Source organism: Agromyces sp. GXQ0307 (assembly GCF_044769845.1).
Lineage (GTDB): Bacteria > Actinomycetota > Actinomycetes > Actinomycetales > Microbacteriaceae > Agromyces.
In genome coordinates this window covers 839,446-857,888 of sequence record NZ_JBIZVY010000003.1, presented here as the reverse complement: position 1 = coordinate 857,888, position 18,443 = coordinate 839,446, and the positions used below count along the sequence as shown (strand labels likewise).

Below are 18,443 nucleotides of genomic sequence, written 5' to 3'. Positions count from 1 at the left end.
GGCCCCTCCCAGCGGAGGGGCCGTTCGCAAGCCGGGGGGTCAGCGCGTCACTGACCCGACCAGGTGTCGACGCCCGTGATCTCGACGGCGATCTCGCGGCCGTTCGGGGCCGTGTACGACGTGGTGTCGCCGACCTTGAGGCCGAGGATGGCGGCGCCGAGCGGCGACTGCTCGCTGAAGACGTCGAGCTCGGAGTCGCCGGCGATCTCGCGGCTGCCGATGAGGAACCGCTCCTCGTCGCCCGCGACGACGGCGGTGATGACGGTGCCCGACTCGACGACGCCGCTCGAGGTGGGCGCCTCGCCGACCTCGGCGTGACGGAGCAGGTCGGTGAGCTGGCGGATGCGGGCCTCCTGCTTGCCCTGTTCGTCCTTGGCGGCGTGGTAGCCGCCGTTCTCCTTGAGGTCGCCCTCCTCACGCGCGGCCTCGATGCGCTTGGCGATCTCTTCGCGGCCGGTGGTGGAGAGGTGCTCGAGTTCGGCGTTCAGGCGGTCGAAGGCCTCCTGAGTGAGCCAGGTGACGGTGGCGTCCTGCGCCATGGTGCACACTCCCGTGAATAGACGTGTCGCCCCAGCGTCTGCCGGGGCGAATCCCCTATTCTACCGAAGCCAGCAGTTCGAGATCAAACCGGTGTTGGCTTCCTGCGCGGTGCGCACGGTCTCGGTGAACGTCCGCAGCGGTCGGTCGGACGCCGGGATCTCAACGACCTTCCACCCCACGACGGTGAAGTCCTCGTTGTACGCCTGCACGATGCATGCCGTGGCGTTGCCGGAGGGAACCGACAGGCGCCAGGTCACCTCGACCGCCCGCGTGTCGAGCAGTTCGTGGCCGAGGTCGGTGGCCTGCACGAGCGGCTTGCTGCCGTCGAGGCCCGCCCAGACCACCCAGGAGACGAGGACGACCGCGAACGCGATCGCGGCGCCGATGAGCACGAACCGGTCGCGACGACGGCGCGCCGGGGTCCGGCCGTATCGGCCGGCGAGGTCGGATGCCGCGATCGACTCGGGCCGTGCAGCGGTGGCGCCGTCGAGCACGGCGTCCTCGGCCGCCGCGTCGGCGGACTCGCGTGGGGGCACCGCGCGGCTCCTTCCCGGATGGATCGTCTAGGCTTGGCTCCCAGCCTAGACCGCCGTCCCTGAAGGGAATCCGATGCTCGTCGCGTCCGCCGTCACCACTCGCGGAGACCGTCGATGAGCCCCGCGCTCGCGGCGGCGCTCACGTTCGTCGCGGCCGCCGAGGAGGAGTTCGACCCGAACGACGTCACGCCCGGCGTGGTGGGCTTCATCGCGACGATCCTCATCATGGTCGCGGTCCTGCTGCTCGTGCTCGACATGGTGCGCCGCATCCGGCGGGTCAACTACCGCGCGGAGGCGCGTGAGCGCATCGAGGCGGAGGAGGCCGTCGCGGCCGAGGCCGGCGGCGTCACGTCGGACGACGATGCGAGCGAGGCGCAGGCGGATGCCGCGGCATCCGACGCACCGCCGGTCGATCGCGACGAGCGGTAGCGACTCGGGCCGCATGCCGCGACCCGGCGCCGCCCGACGGTCAACCGCCGTGGTAGGCGGGCTGGATCGCGATGAGCAGCGTCGCCGCCCAGTGGCACATGAACGCCAGCACCGTGCACACGTGGAAGATCTCGTGGAAGCCGAAGTGGCCGGGCCACGGGTTCGGCTTCTTGAGGCCGTAGACGACCGCGCCGATCGTGTAGAGCACGCCGCCGACGATCACGAGCACCATCATGGCCATGCTGGCCGCGAGCAGGTCGCCGAGGTACATCACGGCGGCCCAGCCGAGCAGCACGTAGATCGGCACGTAGAGCCATCGGGGTGCGCCGATCCAGAACACGCGGAAGGCGATGCCGATCAGCGCACCGCTCCACACCAGCACCAGGAGGATGAGCCCCTTCTCCGGCGGGAGGGCGAGGACCGACAGTGGCGTGTAGGTGCCGGCGATCAGCAGGAAGATGTTCGCGTGGTCGATGCGCTTCAGGATCACCTTCGTGCGCGGCTTCCAGTCGAACCGGTGGTACAGCGCCGAATTGCCGAAGAGCAGCATCGAGGTCAGCATGAAGACCGCGGAGGCCCACTTCGCGGCCGGGCCGTCCGCGAGGACGATCAGCACGATGCCGGCGGCGATGGTGAGCGGGAAGGTCGCCGCGTGGATCCAGCCCCGCCACGACGGCTTGACGTCGGCGGGATGCTCCGGCGACGCGTCGATGAGGGGGAGGTTCGGCAGGTCGGGGCCGAGCCGTTCGTCCGCAGCGACCGCGGCGTCGGCGCGATCGAGTTCGGCCACCGGTCGATGCAGGTGCTCGGCGACGTCTTCGGGTTCGCGCTGGGTCATGGTCACAGCGTAGGGCGAGGCCGATCACGGCTTGCTGTGAGTGTCCGATCGCGTGCGGGGGAGTAGCGTGGTCGGGTGCAGACGAGCGATCAGCGCCCCGGTCGCGGCCTCCTCTATCGGATCTACCAGAACCGGCTCCGCCGGGAACTCGACCAGGCGGAACTCCCACGTCACGTGGCCATGATCATCGACGGCAATCGCCGGTGGGCGAAGCAGCTGGGTTACGAGTCGCCGGCGCACGGTCACCGTGCGGGCGCCGCGAAGATGCGCGAGTTCCTCGAATGGTGCGACGACCTCGGGATCTCCGTCGTGACGCTGTACCTGCTCTCGTCCGACAACCTCGGCAACCGGACGTCGGAGGAGCTCGCCGACCTCATCGAGATCATCGCCGAGCTCGCGGAGGAGCTCAGCCACTACCGCGACTGGCGGGTCCAGCACGTCGGGTCCGACGCGGGCCTGCCCGGGCCGCTCGTCGCCGCACTCGATGCCGCCGAGCATCGCACCGCGGGCAAGACGGGCCTGCACGTCAACCTCGCCGTCGGCTACGGCGGTCGGCGAGAGATCACCGACGCGATGCGTTCGATCGTGGCATCCCACCACGCCGAGGGTCGCAGCCTGGAGGACCTCGCCGAATCGCTCACGCCCGAGTTGATCGGCGAGCACCTCTACACCGGCGGGCAGCCCGACCCCGACCTCGTGATCCGCACCTCCGGCGAGCAGCGCCTCAGCGACTTCATGCTGTGGCAGGCCGCGCACAGCGAGTTCTACTTCGTCGAGGCGCTCGGCCCCGACCTCCGCGAGGTCGACTTCCTCCGTGCCATCCGCGACTACACGCGGCGACATCGTCGATTCGGCGGGTGATCCCGCACACGCATCGATCAGGATTCTGTCAGGATATGCCTCGGAGAAGGGGGCACCGCCCGTGAGCATGGACGACTACCTGGCCGGATTCGGCGAGGAACCCGGCTACCTCGACTACGCCCGCGTCGGGCCGCTGGCGCGCGTCGCGGCGGAGGAGACCCTGGCCTTCACGCAGGTGCTCGAGCGCGCGCGCCACGGCAGCATGGACGCCTTCGCCCAGCAGGACCGACGGCTCCGCGACGCGGCATCCGCCCTCACCGGCATCGCGGCCGATCGCATCGTGGCGATCCCGAACACCTCCACCGGCCTCATGCACGCGATGTTCGGGCTCACCGGCACGGTGCTGCTCTCGCCGGCCGAGTTCCCGAGCGTGCCGATCGCCGCGGTGCGCGCGAACGAGGCGCTCCACTCGGTCCAGCCCGCGTGGCTCGAGACCGACCACGGCAAGGTGACCCCGGGCCTGATCCGCGACCAGCTCGAGACGAACGTCGCCGCGGTCGCCGTCAGCCTCGTGGACAGCCGGACCGGGTACCTCTGCGACCTCGAGGGCATCCGCCAGGTGATCGGCGACCGGCTCCTCATCGTCGACGCGATCCAGGGCTTCGGCCTCGTCGATGCGCCGTGGGAGGTCGCCGACGTCGTCGTCAGCGGTGGGCAGAAGTGGTGCCGCGCGGGGTGGGGAACGGGGGTCATGGCCCTCTCCGAGCGGGCGGCCGAGCGCCTCACGCCCGTCTTCTCCGGGTACACCGGCACGACGGAGGACGAGGTCTGGGATGACGTGCCGCCGCCGGCGTCCGGCGCGCGGGCGTTCCGCGTGTCCAATCCCGACCCCATCGCCGGGGCCCGGTTCGCCGCCGCACTCGAGGAACTCGCCGAGGTGGGCGTGGAGGCGGTCAACGCGCGCGTCGCCGAGCACGTCAGCCGGGTCATCGACCTCGCCGACGAGTTCGCCGTGCCGGTCGTGAGTTCCCGCGACGAGCGCGAGCGCGCCGGCATCGTGGTGCTCGAGCCCGAGCCCGCGCAGGTCACCGTGCTCACGGCGTCGCTGCACAACCACGGGCTGACGACGACCACGCGACTCGGGACCGTCCGTCTCAGCGTGCACGCGGCGCTCGACGAGGAGACGATCGAGATGCTGCGCGGCGCGTTCGTCTCGTTCAACACCGCCGCCGCGTACTGAGCCCTCGATTGTGAACGGCGGATGTCGCGCCGCGTGTCGCGTCGGCGGATGTCGTCGGTCGGACGTACCGTCAGGACATCGGGCAAGGCGCCCGGTCGAGTCGGCTCGTGAACCGCTCGTGGGAGGATCGCCGGCCGGCGCGTGAGCCGAGCGAGAGCTCGGGGCAGGAGCGGTCGTGACCTCTGTCGATCCCATCAAGCCCCTCGGACCGGTCGAGCCGGAAGCGCGGCACCAGCGCCGTCCCGGTGAGGCGTCGCCCGGGGGTGCCGCGCAGGACGAGCGCACCTACGTGCTGGACACGTCGGTGCTGCTGTCGGACCCGCGTGCCCTGTTCCGATTCGCGGAGCATCCGGTCGTGCTGCCCGTCGTCGTCATCACGGAGCTCGAGGCCAAGCGGAACGACCCCGAGATCGGGTACTTCGCCCGCGCCGCGCTACGGCTGCTCGACGACCTGCGCGTGCAGCACGAACGACTGGACTTCCCCATCCCCGTCGGCGACGGCGGATCCCTCCGGGTCGAACTGAACCACTCGAGCCTGTCGGTCCTGCCGAGCGGCCTGCAGCTCGCCGACAACGACTCGCGCATCCTCGCGTGCGCGATGAACCTCTCCAACGACGGCGTCGCCGTGACCGTGGTCTCGAAGGACCTGCCGCTTCGCATCAAGGCCGCCTCGATCGGCCTCGATGCGCAGGAGTACCGTGCCGAGCTCGCCGTCGACTCGGGATGGACCGGCATGGCCGAGGTCGCGCTCGGCTCCAACGACATGGCGAAGCTCTACGAGCACGAGCACCTCGAGACCGACGTCGCCGCCGGGATGCCGGTGAACACGGGCCTCGTCATCCAGTCCGAACGCGGCTCGGCCCTCGCGCGAGTGGTCGGCGACCGCGAGGTGCGGCTCGTGCGCGGCGACCGTGAGGCGTTCGGGGTGCACGGGCGGTCGGCCGAGCAGCGTCTCGCGATCGACCTGCTGCTCGATCCCGAGATCGGGATCGTGTCGCTCGGCGGCCGCGCGGGCACCGGCAAATCGGCACTCGCGCTGTGCGCGGGGCTCGAGGCCGTGCTCGAACGGCAACAGCACAAGAAGATCATGGTCTTCCGGCCGCTCTACGCGGTCGGCGGCCAGGAGCTCGGCTACCTCCCGGGCGACCAGGGCGAGAAGATGAACCCGTGGGCGCAGGCGGTGTTCGACACGCTCGGCGCGCTCGTCTCCGACAACGTGCTCGACGAGGTCGTCGACCGCGGCATCCTCGAGGTGCTGCCGCTGACGCACATCCGCGGGCGGTCGCTGCACGACGCGTACGTGATCGTCGACGAGGCGCAGTCGCTCGAGCGGAACGTCCTGCTCACCGTGCTGAGCCGCGTCGGCCAGAACTCGCGCGTCGTGCTCACGCACGACGTCGCCCAGCGCGACAACCTGCGGGTCGGCCGCCACGACGGCGTCGCGAGCGTGATCGAGACGCTGAAGGGGCATCCGCTGTTCGCCCACATCACGCTGACCCGGTCCGAGCGTTCGGCGATCGCCGCGCTCGTCTCCGAGATGCTCGACGGAAGCGAGCTGGCCTGACCTCGCGCCCCGCGCACGACGACGGCGGCCCCGGAACCTCGAGGTTCCGGGGCCGCCGTCAGGTCGATCGAGCGGATGCCGCGGGTTCAGCCCTGCTGCGGGGGGCGCGTCATCGAGAGCAGGTGCAGGGCCTCGTCGAGCTGCTCCTCGGTCAGCTCGCCGCGCTCCACATGGCCGAGGTCGATCACGGCCTCGCGCACCGTGATGCCCTTGGACACGGAGTGCTTCGCGATCTTCGCGGCCGCCTCATAGCCGATGATCTTGTTGAGCGGGGTCACGATCGACGGCGACATTCCCGCGAGCGCCGTCGTGCGCGCCTCGTTGACCTGCAGTCCGTCGACCGTCTTGTCGGCCAGCACGCGCACCGAGTTCGAGAGGAGGCGGATCGACTCGAGGAGCGCGGTGCCCATGACGGGGATCTGGACGTTGAGTTCGAACGAGCCGGAGGCGCCCGCCCACGCGATCGTCGCGTCGTTGCCGACGACGCGCGAGGCGACCATGAGCACGGCCTCGGGCACGACGGGGTTGACCTTGCCGGGCATGATCGACGAGCCGGGCTGGAGGTCGGGGATGAACAGCTCGCCGAGCCCGGTGTTGGGTCCCGAGCCCATCCAGCGCAGGTCGTTGCAGATCTTCGTGAGGCTCACGGCGATCGTGCGCAGCGATCCGGACACGTCGACGAGGCCGTCGCGGTTGGCCTGCGCCTCGAAGTGGTCGGCGGCCTCGGTGATCGGCAGCTCGGTCTCCTCCTGCAGCAGCTCGATCACGAGCTGCGGGAAGCCCGCGGGCGTGTTGATGCCCGTGCCGACGGCGGTGCCGCCGAGCGGGACCTCGGCGACGCGGGGGAGCGCGGTGCGGATGCGCTCGATGCCGAGGCGGATCTGGCGGGCGTAGCCGCCGAACTCCTGGCCGAGCGTGACGGGCGTCGCGTCCATCAGGTGCGTGCGACCGGCCTTGACCACGCCGGCCCAAGCCTCCGCCTTCGCCTCGAGCGCGACGGCGAGGTGGTCGAGCGCGGGGATCAGGTCGTCGATGAGCGCGGCGGTGACGGCGATGTGGACCGAGGTCGGGAAGACGTCGTTCGAGGACTGCGAGGCGTTGACGTGGTCGTTGGGGTGCACGGCGCTGCCGAGCTTCTGCGTCGCGATCGTCGCGAGCACCTCGTTCATGTTCATGTTCGAGGACGTGCCCGAGCCGGTCTGGTAGACGTCGACCGGGAAATGCTCGCTGAAGTCGTGCGCGCCCGAGATGACCTCGTCTGCGGCGTCGGCGATCGCCTGCGCCAGCTGCTGGTCGAGCACGCCGAGGCGCGCGTTCGCGAGCGCCGCGGACTTCTTGATGCGGGCGAGCGCGGCGATCTGGGCGGGCTCGAGGCCGGCGCCCGAGATCGGGAAGTTCTCGACCGCCCGCTGGGTCTGCGCACGGTAGAGCGCCGCTGCGGGGACCCGCACCTCGCCCATCGTGTCGTGTTCGATCCGGTAGTCGGCGGCGTTGTCCACCACGGTGTGCTCCCCTTCGATTCGGAACGTGCGGCGCGGCGGTGGGATGCCGCCGGCGGCGTCAGATGCGACCGACGACGACGTCGGTCTCGGCGCGGCCCTCGAGCAGGCGGTAGTTCGCGCCGACGACAGCCAGCGTACCCGCTGCGATCGCGTCGCTGATCACCTCGGAACGCTCGAGCAGCTGCGAGACCGTGTTGCGCAGGTGCTCCCGGCCGACGTACCCGGCGTCGAGGTGGTCGGCCGCGATCGGGCCCTCGTCGACGCCGGCGACCTTCCGCACCGCGGGCACGATCTCGTCGACGATGCCCCTGATGTGCGCCGGGAGCGGCGCGGCGTCCTCCGCCTGCGAGTCGATCGCCGCTCGCACCGCACCGCACTCGTCGTGGCCGAGCACGAGGATGAGCGGGACGCCGAGGACGGCGACGGCGTACTCGAGCGAACCGAGCACCGAGTCAGAGGGGACCTGACCGGCGTTGCGGACCACGAACGCGTCGCCGAGGCCGACGTCGAAGATGATCTCGGCCGACAGGCGCGAGTCGCTGCACCCGAAGATCGCGACGAGCGGCCGCTGGTGGTTCGCGAGCTCGGTACGGCGGTCGACGTCCTGTCGCGGGTGCAGGGGCGCACCGGCCACGAACCGGGCGTTGCCGGCACGCAGCTCGCGCCACGTCTCGGCGGGGGTGGTCGGTCGTGCGGGTGCGGACTTGCTCACGGCCGCTCCTCTCATCGCTGCGCGTCGATCGCCGGCGCGAGCGCGCCGGCGAGGGTCTCGAACTCCTCGGGGGTCGCGGTGCCGAGCAGCACGAACGTGCTCTCGCCCGCCTCGGTCACGAGCCCGTATCGCGCGTTGCCGACATCGGCGTCGGTCTCGCGATTGTCGTAGACCGTCCACTCGACGCCGTCGACGGTGACGACGCCGGTCGCGATCGTGTTCTTCAGCAGGTCGGCCGTCCAGGTCGGGTTCGCCCCGAGCCCCTGGTACATGCCCGCGTACTCGTCGCTCGGCGTCAGGTACCCGGCGTACCAGGCGGTGATGCCGTCGGCGTCACGTGTGCGGAGCTCGGCGGCGTTCGAACGCCAGCCGTCGGGCAGCCCCGGCACGGCGAGCGGGGCGTCGATGCCGACCTGCGCCTGGTCGGCGACGGATGCCACGTCGATGTCGCGTTCGATGGGGGTGTCGCTGCGCGGCACGAGCAGCACGATGAGCGCGACGACGGCGACGCACGCGACGAGCGAGCCGATGAGGTTGCGCAGCGTCTGTCGCTCGCGGTGCTTGCGTGACTGCTCCGCCTTGCGGTCGGCGGTCTCCTGCGGGGTCTCCGGGCGGCCGAGCTCGGCCACGACCCTCGGGGCGCGCGCGGCCATCAGGCCTCGCCGCCGTCGAGGTCGAGCGCATCGGGCGCGGTGGCTGCGCCGGTGGCCCGGTTGCGGGACGTGCCGTCCGCCCCGGCCGCCGCGCCGGCGCGCGCCGCGTCGAGCCGTGCCTTGGCGCCGACGAGCCACTCCTCGCACCGCTGCGCGAGCGCTTCGCCCCGCTCCCAGAGCGCCAGCGACTGCTCGAGCGTCGCGGAACCCTGCTCGAGCTCGGCGACGACGCGCACGAGCTCGTCGCGTGCCTGCTCGTAGCTCAGCTCGGCGACATCCGTGGAGGTGGGGGGCATGGAGGGCATTCTATTCGGCGTCGCCGAGCGCTCCCCGAGATGTCGCCGCGAGACGGCCCTCGGCGAGAGTGATGCGCAACGCCGTGCCCTCCGGAGCCTGCCCGGGGTCGGTCAGCACGCCGTCGTGCTCGCGCTGCACGATCGCGTACCCGCGCTGGAGCGTCGCGAGCGGCGAGAGGGCTCGAAGCTGCGAACGCAGCTCGGCGGTGCGGACGGCGGCGCGTTCGATCGCGCGCTCGGCGAGTTCGCTGCCCCGTGCCACCCATCGGGTGACCTCCTCGGCGCGGCGGTCGATCATCCAGCCCGGGTCGGCGAGCGCGGGTCGGCTGCGCAGGTGCCCGAGCCGGTCGATCTCGTGGTTCACGAGTGTCGTCACGCGCATGCGGAGGCGCGCCCGCGCCTGTTCGACCCGGATGAGCTCCTCGGCGACGTCGGGGACGACGCGCTTCGCGGCATCCGTCGGCGTCGACGCCCTGAGGTCGGCGACCTCGTCGAGCAGCGGCCGATCGGCCTCGTGGCCGATCGCGCTGACGACGGGGGTGGATGCCGCGGCCGCGGCCCGCACGACGCGTTCGTCGCTGAAGCCGAGCAGGTTCTGGAAGTCCCCGCCGCCGCGCGCGACGATGATCACGTCGACCTCGGGGTCGACGTCGAGGCGACGGATGGCACCCGCCACCTCGGGAGCGCACCGGTCGCCCTGCACCGCCGCATACGCCATCCGGAACTCGACGGCGGGCCAGCGCAGGCGGGCGTTGCGCACCACGTCCTTCTCGGCGTCGCTGTCCCTGGCGGTGACGAGCCCGATCACCCGCGGCAGGAACGGCAGCGGTCGCTTGCGGTCGGCGGCGAACAGGCCCTCGGCCGCGAGCTGCGCCCGCAGCCGCTCGAGCCGTTCGAGGAGGTCGCCGAGCCCGACATGGCGGAGGTCGAAGACCTGCATGGTGAGCGAGCCCCCCTTGACCCACCAATTGGGCTTGACGAGCGCGACGGCGTGGTCGCCGGCCTTGAACTGCTCGGTGAGCTTCGCCCGCGTCGACGACCAGATCGTGAAGGACACCGTGGCATCCGTCTCGAGGTCCTTGAGCTTGCCGTAGACGTTGCCGGCGGACACACCCCACTGCGTGATCTCGCCCTCGATCCACACCGTGCCGAGGCGATCGAGGTACTCCTTCAGCTTCGCCGAGAGCACCGAGACGGGCCAGGGCCGCTCGCGGGTCGTCGGTCCCTCGGCCATGCGCCTCCCAGCAGCCCGTCATCATCGCCCGCGTAGGATGGCATCCGTGACGAGCTTGACGGATGCCCCGCGAATCGACCTCGGCATGCCTCGGATCCCGAGCGTGCGCGGCCGGCTCAAGGATATCCCCGTCCAGGGGCGCAAGAAGGTGCTGCTCGCGGCGCCGCGCGGCTACTGCGCGGGGGTCGACCGGGCCGTGATCGCCGTCGAGAAGGCGCTCGACCACTACGGCGCACCCGTGTACGTGCGCAAGCAGATCGTGCACAACATCCACGTCGTCACCGAGCTCGAGAAGCGCGGCGCGATCTTCGTCGACGAGGTCGACGAGGTGCCCGAGGGCGCACACGTCGTCTTCAGCGCGCACGGCGTCTCGCCCGCGGTCGTGAACTCGGCCGCCGAGCGGGGCCTGCATGCCATCGACGCCACCTGCCCGCTCGTGACGAAGGTGCACCGCGAGGCCGTGCGCTTCGCTCGCGACGACTACGAGATCCTGCTCATCGGCCACGAGGGGCACGAAGAGGTGGAGGGCACCGCCGGTGAGGCCCCCGACCACGTCACCCTCGTGAACAGCCCCGACGACGTGCCGAACATCGAGGTGCGCGACCCCGAGAAGGTCGTGTGGCTCTCCCAGACCACGCTCTCGGTCGACGAGACCATGGAGACCGTGCGTCGCCTGCGCGAGCGGTTCCCGAACCTCCAGGATCCGCCCTCCGACGACATCTGCTACGCCACGCAGAACCGCCAGGTCGCGATCAAGAAGGTCGCGCAGGGCGCCGACCTCGTGATCGTCGTCGGGTCGGCGAACTCGTCGAACAGCGTCCGCCTCGTCGAGGTGGCCCTCGAGTACGGCGCGAAGGCCGCGTACCGGGTCGACTACTCGACCGAGGTGAAGCAGGAGTGGCTGGAGGGCGTCGAGACGGTCGGCGTCACGAGCGGCGCGTCGGTGCCCGAAGGGCTCGTCAAGGAGGTGCTCCTCGAGCTCGCCGACGCCGGCTTCGGCGACGTCGAGGAGGTCAAGACGGCTGAGGAGGACCTGATGTTCTCGCTGCCGAAGGAGCTCCGCAAGGACCTCGCGGGAAACCGCGACACGCGCGCGCTCGGCGGTCGCAACCGGGCGGGCGCGACCGCCTGAGCCGGCGGCGCGGTCCGGCGCGACCGAGCGTCGACGCGCCGGGCGCCGCACCGGACCGGCGGCGTCAGCCGCCCGTCATCCGCTCCAGGTACGACTGGAACGTCGGGTCGGTGAAGAACACGATCGACGTGAGCACCATGGTCGCGAGGAACGCCACCGCGCCGCCGACGAGCGGCACCCAGAACGCGAGCTTGCGAGCACGCAGGCGCATGATCGACCAGCCGAGCACGGCCGCATAGAGCGCGAGCATGAACACGGTGCCGATGAGTGCGAGCGTCGGCAGCCACGGCTGCGGCGAGTAGGTGCCGACGCCCTGGTCGGTGTAGACGCTCTGGATGGCCCCGGGCAGCTGCTGCAGGCTCACCGACGTGTTCCACGCGCCGATCGCGCCGAGCGCGAGCAGCAGGATCGTGAAGAACCGGTCGGTCGTCCGCGGCGGCCGGGCGGTCGCGTCGACCGCGGGCGAGCCGGTCTCACGGGTCGGCGCGGGGGCCGCCGGCGGTGGCGGCGGTGCCGGGGCGGATGCCGCGGCATCCGTTCGCTCATCGCCCGGCGGTTGCCACGACCAGCCCTCGGGGGCGTACTCGCCGTACTGCGGGCGAGGCCGCTCGTCGCGCGGCGGGGGAGCAGCACCGTCGTCGGGCTGCCCCTGCGTCTCGTTCCGAGCGGCCTCGTCCTGCGTCATCCGTCGCCCTACGCCGTGAGCGAGTTGCCGGCCGAACCGAGCTGGCGGGTCGACTCGCCGACACGCACCGCCATGGCGGACTCGGCGACCTTGCCCCAGGCACGCGGGTCGTACTGCTTCTTGTTGCCGACCGAGCCGTCGACCTTCAGCACGCCGTCGTAGTTCTGGAACATGTAGCCCGCGATCGAGCGCGTGAAGGCGTACTGGGTGTCGGTGTCGATGTTCATCTTCACGACGCCGTTCGCGACCGCCTCGGCGATCTCGGCGTCGGTCGAGCCGGAGCCGCCGTGGAAGACGAGGTCGAGCGGCTTCTCGGCCGTGCCGTACTTGGCGGCGAGGCCGTCCTGGATCTCCTTGAGGAGCGCAGGGCGGAGCTTGACGTTGCCGGGCGCGTAGACGCCGTGCACGTTGCCGAACGTGAGCGCGGCCATGTAGCGACCCTGCTCGCCGAGGCCGAGCGCCTCGACCGCCGCGATCGCGTCGTTCAGGGTCGTGTAGAGCGCCTCGTTCGACCCCTCGTGCTTGACGCCGTCCTCTTCGCCGCCGACGACGCCGATCTCGACCTCGAGGATCGCGTTGATGTTTCGGAGCTTCGGGAGGATCGCCTTCGCGATCTCGAGGTTCTCGTCGAGCGGCACGGCCGAGCCGTCCCACATGTGCGACTGGAAGATCGGGTTGCGGCCCGCCTTGACCTCCTCTTCGGAGGCGGCGATGAGCGGGTACACGAAGTCGTCGAGCGCGTTCTTCGGGCAGTGGTCGGTGTGGAGCGCGACGGTCACGGGGTAGGACTTCGCGACCTCGGTGGCGAACTTCGCGAACGCGAGCGCGCCGGTCGCACGGGCCTTCACGGTGTGGCCGGCGAAGTAGTCGGCGCCGCCGGTCGTGACCTGGATGATGCCGTCGGAACCCGACTCGGTCAGGCCCTGCAGCACCGCGTTGAGGGTCTGCGAGCTCGAGACGTTGAATGCCGGGAAGGCGAACCCCTTGGCCTTGGCGGTGTCGAGCATCTCGGCGTACTGCTCGGGCGTTGCGATGGGCATACCTTGCTCCTTCGGAGGTGAGTGGGATCGGCACGAGTCTACCGACGTGTCGAGCACGCCTCAGGTGCGATGACGCAGGGGGTGACGGATGCCGCGGCGCGCGCGGCAGGATGGATCCGTGACAGAGGATGCAGAGCCCGTCGGCGGCGATCACGGGCCGGCCGCGGCGGTCGACGACGCGCTGGCCGACGGCGTCGCCGCAGCGGTGCGCGACGCCGCGCTCGCGGCGGTGCCGTTCGTCGGCCGCGGGGATCGCGAGGCGGTTGACGGCGCCGCCGTCGCGGCGATGCGCTCGGCGCTCGCGAGGCTCGCGGTCGACGGGCGTGTCGTCGTCGGCGAGGGTGAGAAGGACGAGGCTCCGATGCTGCACCTCGGCGAGCGGTTCGGCACCGGCGCCGGTCCGGCGGTGGATGTCGCGGTCGACCCCGTCGACGGCACGAGCCTCGCCGCGGCGGGGCGGCCCGGAGCCATGGCGATCCTGGCGGTCGCACCGCGCGACGCGTTCCTCGACATCGGCCCGGCGCACTACATGGCCAAGCTCGTGTCATGGCTGCCGGGCCTCGAGATCGACGCGCCGGTGTGCGAGACCGTCGCGCGGATCGCCGAGGCGCGGGGCGTGCCGATCGAGGAGGTGCGGGTCGCGGTGCAGGAGCGGCCGCGCAACTCGGCGGTGGCGGATGCCGCCGAGGCGACGGGCGCGCGGGTCGAGCGCTTCGAGCACGGCGACATCGAGCGGTGCCTGCGGGCGGCGCGCCCCGATGGCGACCTCGACCTCGTCGTCGGCATCGGCGGCGCGCCCGAGGGCGTGCTGACCGCCGCCGCGGTCCGGGCGCTCGGCGGGTGGATGCAGGCGCGGCTCGCCCCGCAGTCGGCCGGCGAGTCCGAGCGGCTCGCCGAGGCCGGCATCCCGCTCGGGCACCTGGCCGACCTCGCCGATCTCTGCGGCGACCGCGTTGCGGTGTTCCTCACGGCGGTGACGCCGTGCGATCTCGGCCCCGGCGTCCGGCTCGAGCCCGGGCAGTCGTGGCGCGCCGGGTCGGTCGCGTCATTCGGCTGAGCACGTGGGGTCCGCGCGCGCCGTTAAGAATGCACGAATTTTCACGCCGGATCGCGCTCCCACAGGTCCGGCCGGACGGCCCCGTCAGTAGGCTCGGAACAGGCGCCCCGGCCGTTCGGAGTCACGCGGGCGCAGCGCCCACGAACCAGGAGGACCCCTCGATGGCGAGCAGCGAACACGACAGCCTGTACCTGCACCCCGACCGCAACATCGCGCTCGAGCTGGTCCGGGCGACCGAGGCGGCCGCCATCCGCTCGTACCCGTGGATCGGTCGTGGCGACAAGCTCGCCGCCGATGGGGCGGCGGTCGACGCGATGCGCGCCTTCCTCGGCACGGTCAACTTCGACGGCGTCGTGGTCATCGGCGAGGGCGAGAAGGACGAGGCGCCCATGCTCTTCAACGGCGAGAAGGTCGGCAACGGGCGCGGTCCGGCGTGCGACATCGCCGTCGACCCGATCGACGGGACGTCGCTCACGGCAGCCGGCCGCCAGAACGCGCTCTCGGTCATCGCCGTCGCCGACCGCGGCACGATGCTCGACGCGTCATCCGTCTTCTACATGGACAAGATCGTGACGGATGCCTCGGGCTTCGGCGTCGTCGACATCCGCAAGCCGATCGGCGAGAACCTTCGGGCGCTGGCGAAGGCGAAGGGCAAGGAGGTGGGCGAGCTGCGCGTCGCGGTCCTGAACCGTCCGCGGCACGAGCAGCTCATCGCGGAGATCCGCGAGGCCGGTGCGGGCACGCGCCTCATCTCCGACGGCGACGTGGCCGGCGGCATCAACGCGGCCCGATACGAGTCTCGGATCGACATGTGCGTCGGCATCGGCGGCAGCCCCGAGGGCATCACGACCGCGTGCGCGATCAAGGCGCTCGGCGGGTTCATGCAGGGCCGCCTCGCCCCGAAGGACGACGAGGAGCGAGCGCGCGGCGAGGCCGCGGGCCTGGACTGCGACCAGGTGTACGAGCTCGACGACCTCGTGCGCAGCGACAACACCTTCTTCGTCGCCACCGGCGTGACCGACGGCGAGCTCGTCGACGGCGTCCGCAAGAAGGGCCCGATCATCCGCACCGAGTCGATCGTGCTGCGCGGCAAGTCGGGCACGATCCGTCGCATCGTCGCCGATCACCTCGTGGAGAAGTGGCTCGACGACGCCGACCGCTGACCTCTCGGTCGCGGTCGCGATGATCGCATCGCCCGCCGCACTGCCGTGAGCGGACGGGCCTGTCCGATTCCGGCGCGGTGCCGCAGACTGGTCGGGTGACCTCCGAGACCCGGATGCCGCGGGCGCTGCGGCCGTTCTCCTCGGCCCAGTACCGACGGCTGGTGGTGGCGCTCGCCGCATCGCTGCTCTCGGCGGGGGCGTGGATCGTCGCCGCCGCCTGGCAGGTCATCGAACTCGGCGGAACACCGATCGACCTGTCGATCGTGGCCGTCGGGGCGAGCCTCGGCCTCGTGCTGGCGGTGCTCGTCGGCGGCGTCGTCGCCGATCGCGTGCCGCAGCGGCGGATCCTCCTCGTCATCGAGTCGGCGCGAGCCGTGGTCTTCACGGTGGCGGGCCTGCTCGCCGCGTTCGGGGTCATCGAGGTGTGGCATCTCGCGATGCTCTCCTTCGTCCTCGGCGTCGCCGACGGGTTCTTCTATCCGGCGTACTCGGCCTGGCTGCCGGCGCTGCTGCCCGCCGGGCAGTTGCTCGCGGCCAACGGCGTGGAGGGCGTGCTCCGACCCGTGGCGCAGAACGCCGCGGGACCGGCGCTCGCGAGCCTGCTCATCGCGATGCAGGCGCCGTGGCTCGCGTTCGTCGTCGTCGGCGGGCTGCAGGTGGTCGCGATCGTCGCCCTCGCGGTCATGCAGACGACGCCGCTGCGGCGCGAACTCGAGGCATCCGAGGCGCACCCGTTGCGGCAGATGGCGGTCGACCTGCGCGACGGCTTCGCCTACCTGCTGCGCACGAGGTGGCTCTTCGCGACCCTGGCGTTCTCGATCCTGCTGGTGCTCGTCGTGATCGGCCCGATCGAGGTGCTGATCCCGTTCGCGGTGCGCGACCAGACCGGTGGTGGTGCGGGGGAGTTCGCGCTGGTGCTGGCGTCGTTCGGCATCGGCGGCGCGGTCGGGTCGTTGCTGGTGTCGTCCTTCCGGCTGCCGCGGCGCTACCTGACGCTGATGATCCTCGCGTGGGGATTCGGCTGCCTGCCGCTCGCCGTGATCGGCGTGACGCCCTGGCTCTGGGTGATGGTCGTCGCGACGTTCGTGGTCGGGTTCCTGTTCGACGCGGCCCAGGTCGTCTGGGGCACGCTGTTGCAGCGGCGCGTGCCGCCGGCGATGCTCGGGCGCGTGTCGAGCCTCGACTTCTTCGTCTCGCTCGCGCTCATGCCGTTGTCGATGGCGATCGCCGGGCCCGTCGGCGAGTGGCTGGGCCTCGCCCCCGCATTCCTCATCGCGGGCGTGGTGCCGCCGCTCCTCGCGATCGTGACGCTCGCGACGGCGCGACTCGGACAGGACGAACTCGCGCACCCCCTCGACGACGGGCCGATGGATGCCACCCAGACGACGGGTGCCGAGGCGGCCGCGGGGTTCGCACCGCCGGTCGACGAGCATCACGCGCCGCCGGAGCCCGAGCAGGCGCCCTGACCGCGCCGCGAGCGGCCGCCCGGGTCAGGAGGACGCCGAGCGACGGATGTGCTCGTCGAGGTCGGCGCCGTCGAAGTCGTCGTCGATCTCGAGCACGAACTCGTCGGTCGCACCCGCTTCATGGTCGGTCGCGTCGGTACCGCTGCCGGCCGCGTCGGTCGTCGGTGCATTCGTCGCGCCGGCATCGAACGGGTCGCCGTCGGTCAGCTCGGGCGCCGACAGGCGCCGAGGGGACTCGTGGATCGGCGTCGGCTCCTCGACGAGCGAGAGCTTGGTCTCGTTGATGCCCGGGAACTGGCGAGCGGTCACGAGCACGCGCGACTCGAGCGAACTGGCGAACTTGTTGTAGCTGTCGACGGTGCGCTCGATGGCCTTGCGCAACGAGTCGGCGTGGCCCGCGAGCACGCCGATCCGCTGGTAGAGCGTGGTGCCGAGGTCGAACAGCTTCTTCGCCTCGTCGGAGACCGCCTGCTGCTGCCACGCGTAGTCGATCGTCTTCAGGACCGCGAAGAGGTTCACGGGGGACGCGAGCGCGACCCGCCGTTCGAACGCGTAGTTGAGCAGCCCGGCGTCGGCTTCGAGCGCCGCCGAGAGCAGCGACTCGTTCGGGATGAACGCGATCACGAACTCCGGGCTCGCGGCCAGGCCCTCCCAGTAGGACTTCTTGCCGAGCGCGTCGATGTGCGACCGCATGGCCTTGACGTGCTTCTCGATGAGCGACGTGCGTCGCGCGCCCTCTTCGCCGGTGGCGGTCTCGGGGATGCTCGACGCCTCGAGGTAGTGCTCGAGCGGAACCTTCGAATCGAGCGGGATGTACTTGCCGCCGGGGAGGTTCACGACCATGTCGGGGCGGCCGCGGCCCCGGTCGGTCGTGACCTGGGTCTGCAGTTCGAAGTCGACGTGCTGGGTGAGGCCGGCGGCCTCGACGACGCGGCGGAGCTGGGTCTCGCCCCAGACGCCGCGCGTGCTGTTGTTCCGCAGGGCGCTGGCGAGGGACTCGGTCGTGGCACGGAGCTCGGCGTCGGAGAGCTGCGCGCGCTTCAGCTGCTCGGCGATCGAGCCGTACTGTTCGCTGCGCTGCTGCTCGAGTTCGGACACCTTGCGCTGCATCGTCGACAGCGTCTCGCGCACGGGGCTCAGCGCCTGCAGCACCGCACTCTCGCGGCGCTCGCGCTCGCTCCGCTCGGCCTGGTCGAGCCGCTGCTGCTCGAGGAGCTCTCGCTGACGCTGCCCCTGCTGCTCCACCTGCTCGCGCAGGCCCGCCGCTGCCGCCTCGGCGGCGGCGAGTTCGGCGCGCAGCGCCGACTGCACGGCCTGCTGATCGGCGAGCAGCCGAGCTCGCTCGGCGTCGGCGGCCGCGCGCTGCTCGAGCAGCGCGCGCTCGTGCCGTGCCTCGACGAGCGCCGGGTCCTCGATGGCGGACGACTCGTCGACCGGGCGACGCTGTGCGACGACGTGCATGACGAGGGCGCCGAGCGTGCCGCCGACGACGAGCCCGATGACGAGGAGGAGGAGGTCCATGTCGGCCAGTGTGGCAGCGGCCCCCGACATCCGT

At 71.4% G+C, this 18,443-nt stretch carries 19 protein-coding genes; 8 read left to right on the top strand and 11 right to left on the bottom strand.

Annotated elements, in window-relative coordinates:
• Positions 1-47: 47 nt before the first annotated feature.
• Positions 48-539, bottom strand: a complete 492-nt coding sequence (greA, locus tag ACIQH8_RS14025; RefSeq protein ID WP_400999631.1) for a transcription elongation factor GreA — start codon at positions 537-539, stop codon at positions 48-50.
• Between the two features lie 60 nt (positions 540-599).
• Complete coding sequence (locus tag ACIQH8_RS14020) at positions 600-1,076, bottom strand: DUF4307 domain-containing protein (protein WP_400999629.1); 477 nt, start codon at positions 1,074-1,076, stop codon at positions 600-602.
• 114 nt (positions 1,077-1,190) lie between these two features.
• Here ACIQH8_RS14020 and ACIQH8_RS14015 point away from each other — a divergent pair, with 114 nt between their 5' ends.
• Positions 1,191-1,505 carry a hypothetical protein gene (locus ACIQH8_RS14015; RefSeq protein ID WP_400999627.1) on the top strand — a complete coding sequence of 105 codons (315 nt, stop codon included), beginning with the start codon at positions 1,191-1,193 and terminating at the stop codon, positions 1,503-1,505.
• Positions 1,506-1,545: 40 nt separating this feature from the next.
• Here ACIQH8_RS14015 and ACIQH8_RS14010 read toward each other — a convergent pair whose 3' ends face one another.
• On the bottom strand, positions 1,546-2,343 hold the full coding sequence (locus ACIQH8_RS14010) for a hemolysin III family protein (protein WP_400999625.1): 798 nt from the start codon (positions 2,341-2,343) through the stop codon (positions 1,546-1,548).
• Positions 2,344-2,418: 75 nt separating this feature from the next.
• Between ACIQH8_RS14010 and ACIQH8_RS14005 the strand changes: the two genes are divergently transcribed.
• From ACIQH8_RS14005 to ACIQH8_RS13995, 3 genes are all read left to right on the top strand, one after another.
• Positions 2,419-3,204, top strand: a complete 786-nt coding sequence (locus ACIQH8_RS14005) for an isoprenyl transferase (RefSeq protein WP_400999623.1) — start codon at positions 2,419-2,421, stop codon at positions 3,202-3,204.
• Between the two features lie 67 nt (positions 3,205-3,271).
• The gene (locus ACIQH8_RS14000) at positions 3,272-4,384 is read left to right on the top strand and encodes an aminotransferase class V-fold PLP-dependent enzyme (RefSeq protein ID WP_400999851.1); all 1,113 of its coding nucleotides are present in this window, start codon (positions 3,272-3,274) and stop codon (positions 4,382-4,384) included.
• Positions 4,385-4,559: 175 nt separating this feature from the next.
• Positions 4,560-5,948, top strand: a complete 1,389-nt coding sequence (locus ACIQH8_RS13995; RefSeq protein WP_400999621.1) for a PhoH family protein — start codon at positions 4,560-4,562, stop codon at positions 5,946-5,948.
• 86 nt (positions 5,949-6,034) lie between these two features.
• Here ACIQH8_RS13995 and ACIQH8_RS13990 read toward each other — a convergent pair whose 3' ends face one another.
• Genes ACIQH8_RS13990 through xseA form a run of 5 tightly spaced genes read right to left on the bottom strand, consistent with a single transcriptional unit; the run spans position 6,035 to position 10,345 of the window.
• The gene (locus ACIQH8_RS13990; protein WP_400999619.1) at positions 6,035-7,450 is read right to left on the bottom strand and encodes a class II fumarate hydratase; all 1,416 of its coding nucleotides are present in this window, start codon (positions 7,448-7,450) and stop codon (positions 6,035-6,037) included.
• A 58-nt stretch (positions 7,451-7,508) separates the two neighbouring features.
• On the bottom strand, positions 7,509-8,162 hold the full coding sequence (locus ACIQH8_RS13985) for a carbonic anhydrase (protein WP_400999617.1): 654 nt from the start codon (positions 8,160-8,162) through the stop codon (positions 7,509-7,511).
• Between the two features lie 11 nt (positions 8,163-8,173).
• The gene (locus ACIQH8_RS13980) at positions 8,174-8,815 is read right to left on the bottom strand and encodes a DUF4245 domain-containing protein (RefSeq protein ID WP_400999615.1); all 642 of its coding nucleotides are present in this window, start codon (positions 8,813-8,815) and stop codon (positions 8,174-8,176) included.
• Positions 8,815-9,120 (bottom strand): exodeoxyribonuclease VII small subunit, encoded by a 306-nt coding sequence (locus ACIQH8_RS13975; RefSeq protein WP_400999613.1) that lies wholly within the window; start codon positions 9,118-9,120, stop codon positions 8,815-8,817. The genes ACIQH8_RS13980 and ACIQH8_RS13975 overlap by 1 nt, the downstream gene beginning before the upstream one ends.
• A 1-nt stretch (position 9,121) precedes the next feature.
• On the bottom strand, positions 9,122-10,345 hold the full coding sequence (xseA, locus tag ACIQH8_RS13970; RefSeq protein WP_400999611.1) for an exodeoxyribonuclease VII large subunit: 1,224 nt from the start codon (positions 10,343-10,345) through the stop codon (positions 9,122-9,124).
• Positions 10,346-10,430: 85 nt separating this feature from the next.
• Here xseA and ACIQH8_RS13965 point away from each other — a divergent pair, with 85 nt between their 5' ends.
• Positions 10,431-11,477 carry a 4-hydroxy-3-methylbut-2-enyl diphosphate reductase gene (locus tag ACIQH8_RS13965; protein ID WP_400999849.1) on the top strand — a complete coding sequence of 349 codons (1,047 nt, stop codon included), beginning with the start codon at positions 10,431-10,433 and terminating at the stop codon, positions 11,475-11,477.
• Between the two features lie 64 nt (positions 11,478-11,541).
• Here ACIQH8_RS13965 and ACIQH8_RS13960 read toward each other — a convergent pair whose 3' ends face one another.
• Both ACIQH8_RS13960 and fbaA read right to left on the bottom strand, forming a co-directional pair.
• Positions 11,542-12,162 carry a DUF6264 family protein gene (locus tag ACIQH8_RS13960; protein WP_400999609.1) on the bottom strand — a complete coding sequence of 207 codons (621 nt, stop codon included), beginning with the start codon at positions 12,160-12,162 and terminating at the stop codon, positions 11,542-11,544.
• A gap of 8 nt (positions 12,163-12,170) precedes the next feature.
• Entirely contained in the window at positions 12,171-13,202 is a 1,032-nt protein-coding gene (gene fbaA, locus ACIQH8_RS13955; RefSeq protein ID WP_400999607.1) for a class II fructose-bisphosphate aldolase, read from the bottom strand.
• 118 nt (positions 13,203-13,320) lie between these two features.
• Here fbaA and ACIQH8_RS13950 point away from each other — a divergent pair, with 118 nt between their 5' ends.
• The 3 genes from ACIQH8_RS13950 (at position 13,321) to ACIQH8_RS13940 (ending at position 16,888) form a co-directional block, all read left to right on the top strand.
• Positions 13,321-14,259 carry a fructose-bisphosphatase class II family protein gene (locus tag ACIQH8_RS13950; protein ID WP_400999605.1) on the top strand — a complete coding sequence of 313 codons (939 nt, stop codon included), beginning with the start codon at positions 13,321-13,323 and terminating at the stop codon, positions 14,257-14,259.
• Positions 14,260-14,420: 161 nt separating this feature from the next.
• Positions 14,421-15,422 carry a class II fructose-bisphosphatase gene (gene glpX, locus ACIQH8_RS13945; RefSeq protein ID WP_400999603.1) on the top strand — a complete coding sequence of 334 codons (1,002 nt, stop codon included), beginning with the start codon at positions 14,421-14,423 and terminating at the stop codon, positions 15,420-15,422.
• Between the two features lie 95 nt (positions 15,423-15,517).
• Positions 15,518-16,888 (top strand): MFS transporter, encoded by a 1,371-nt coding sequence (locus tag ACIQH8_RS13940; protein ID WP_400999601.1) that lies wholly within the window; start codon positions 15,518-15,520, stop codon positions 16,886-16,888.
• 24 nt (positions 16,889-16,912) lie between these two features.
• Here the strand turns inward: ACIQH8_RS13940 and ACIQH8_RS13935 are convergent, their stop codons facing one another.
• Positions 16,913-18,409, bottom strand: coding sequence for a DNA recombination protein RmuC (locus tag ACIQH8_RS13935; protein WP_400999599.1), 1,497 nt, complete (start codon positions 18,407-18,409; stop codon positions 16,913-16,915).
• Positions 18,410-18,443: the final 34 nt, after the last annotated feature.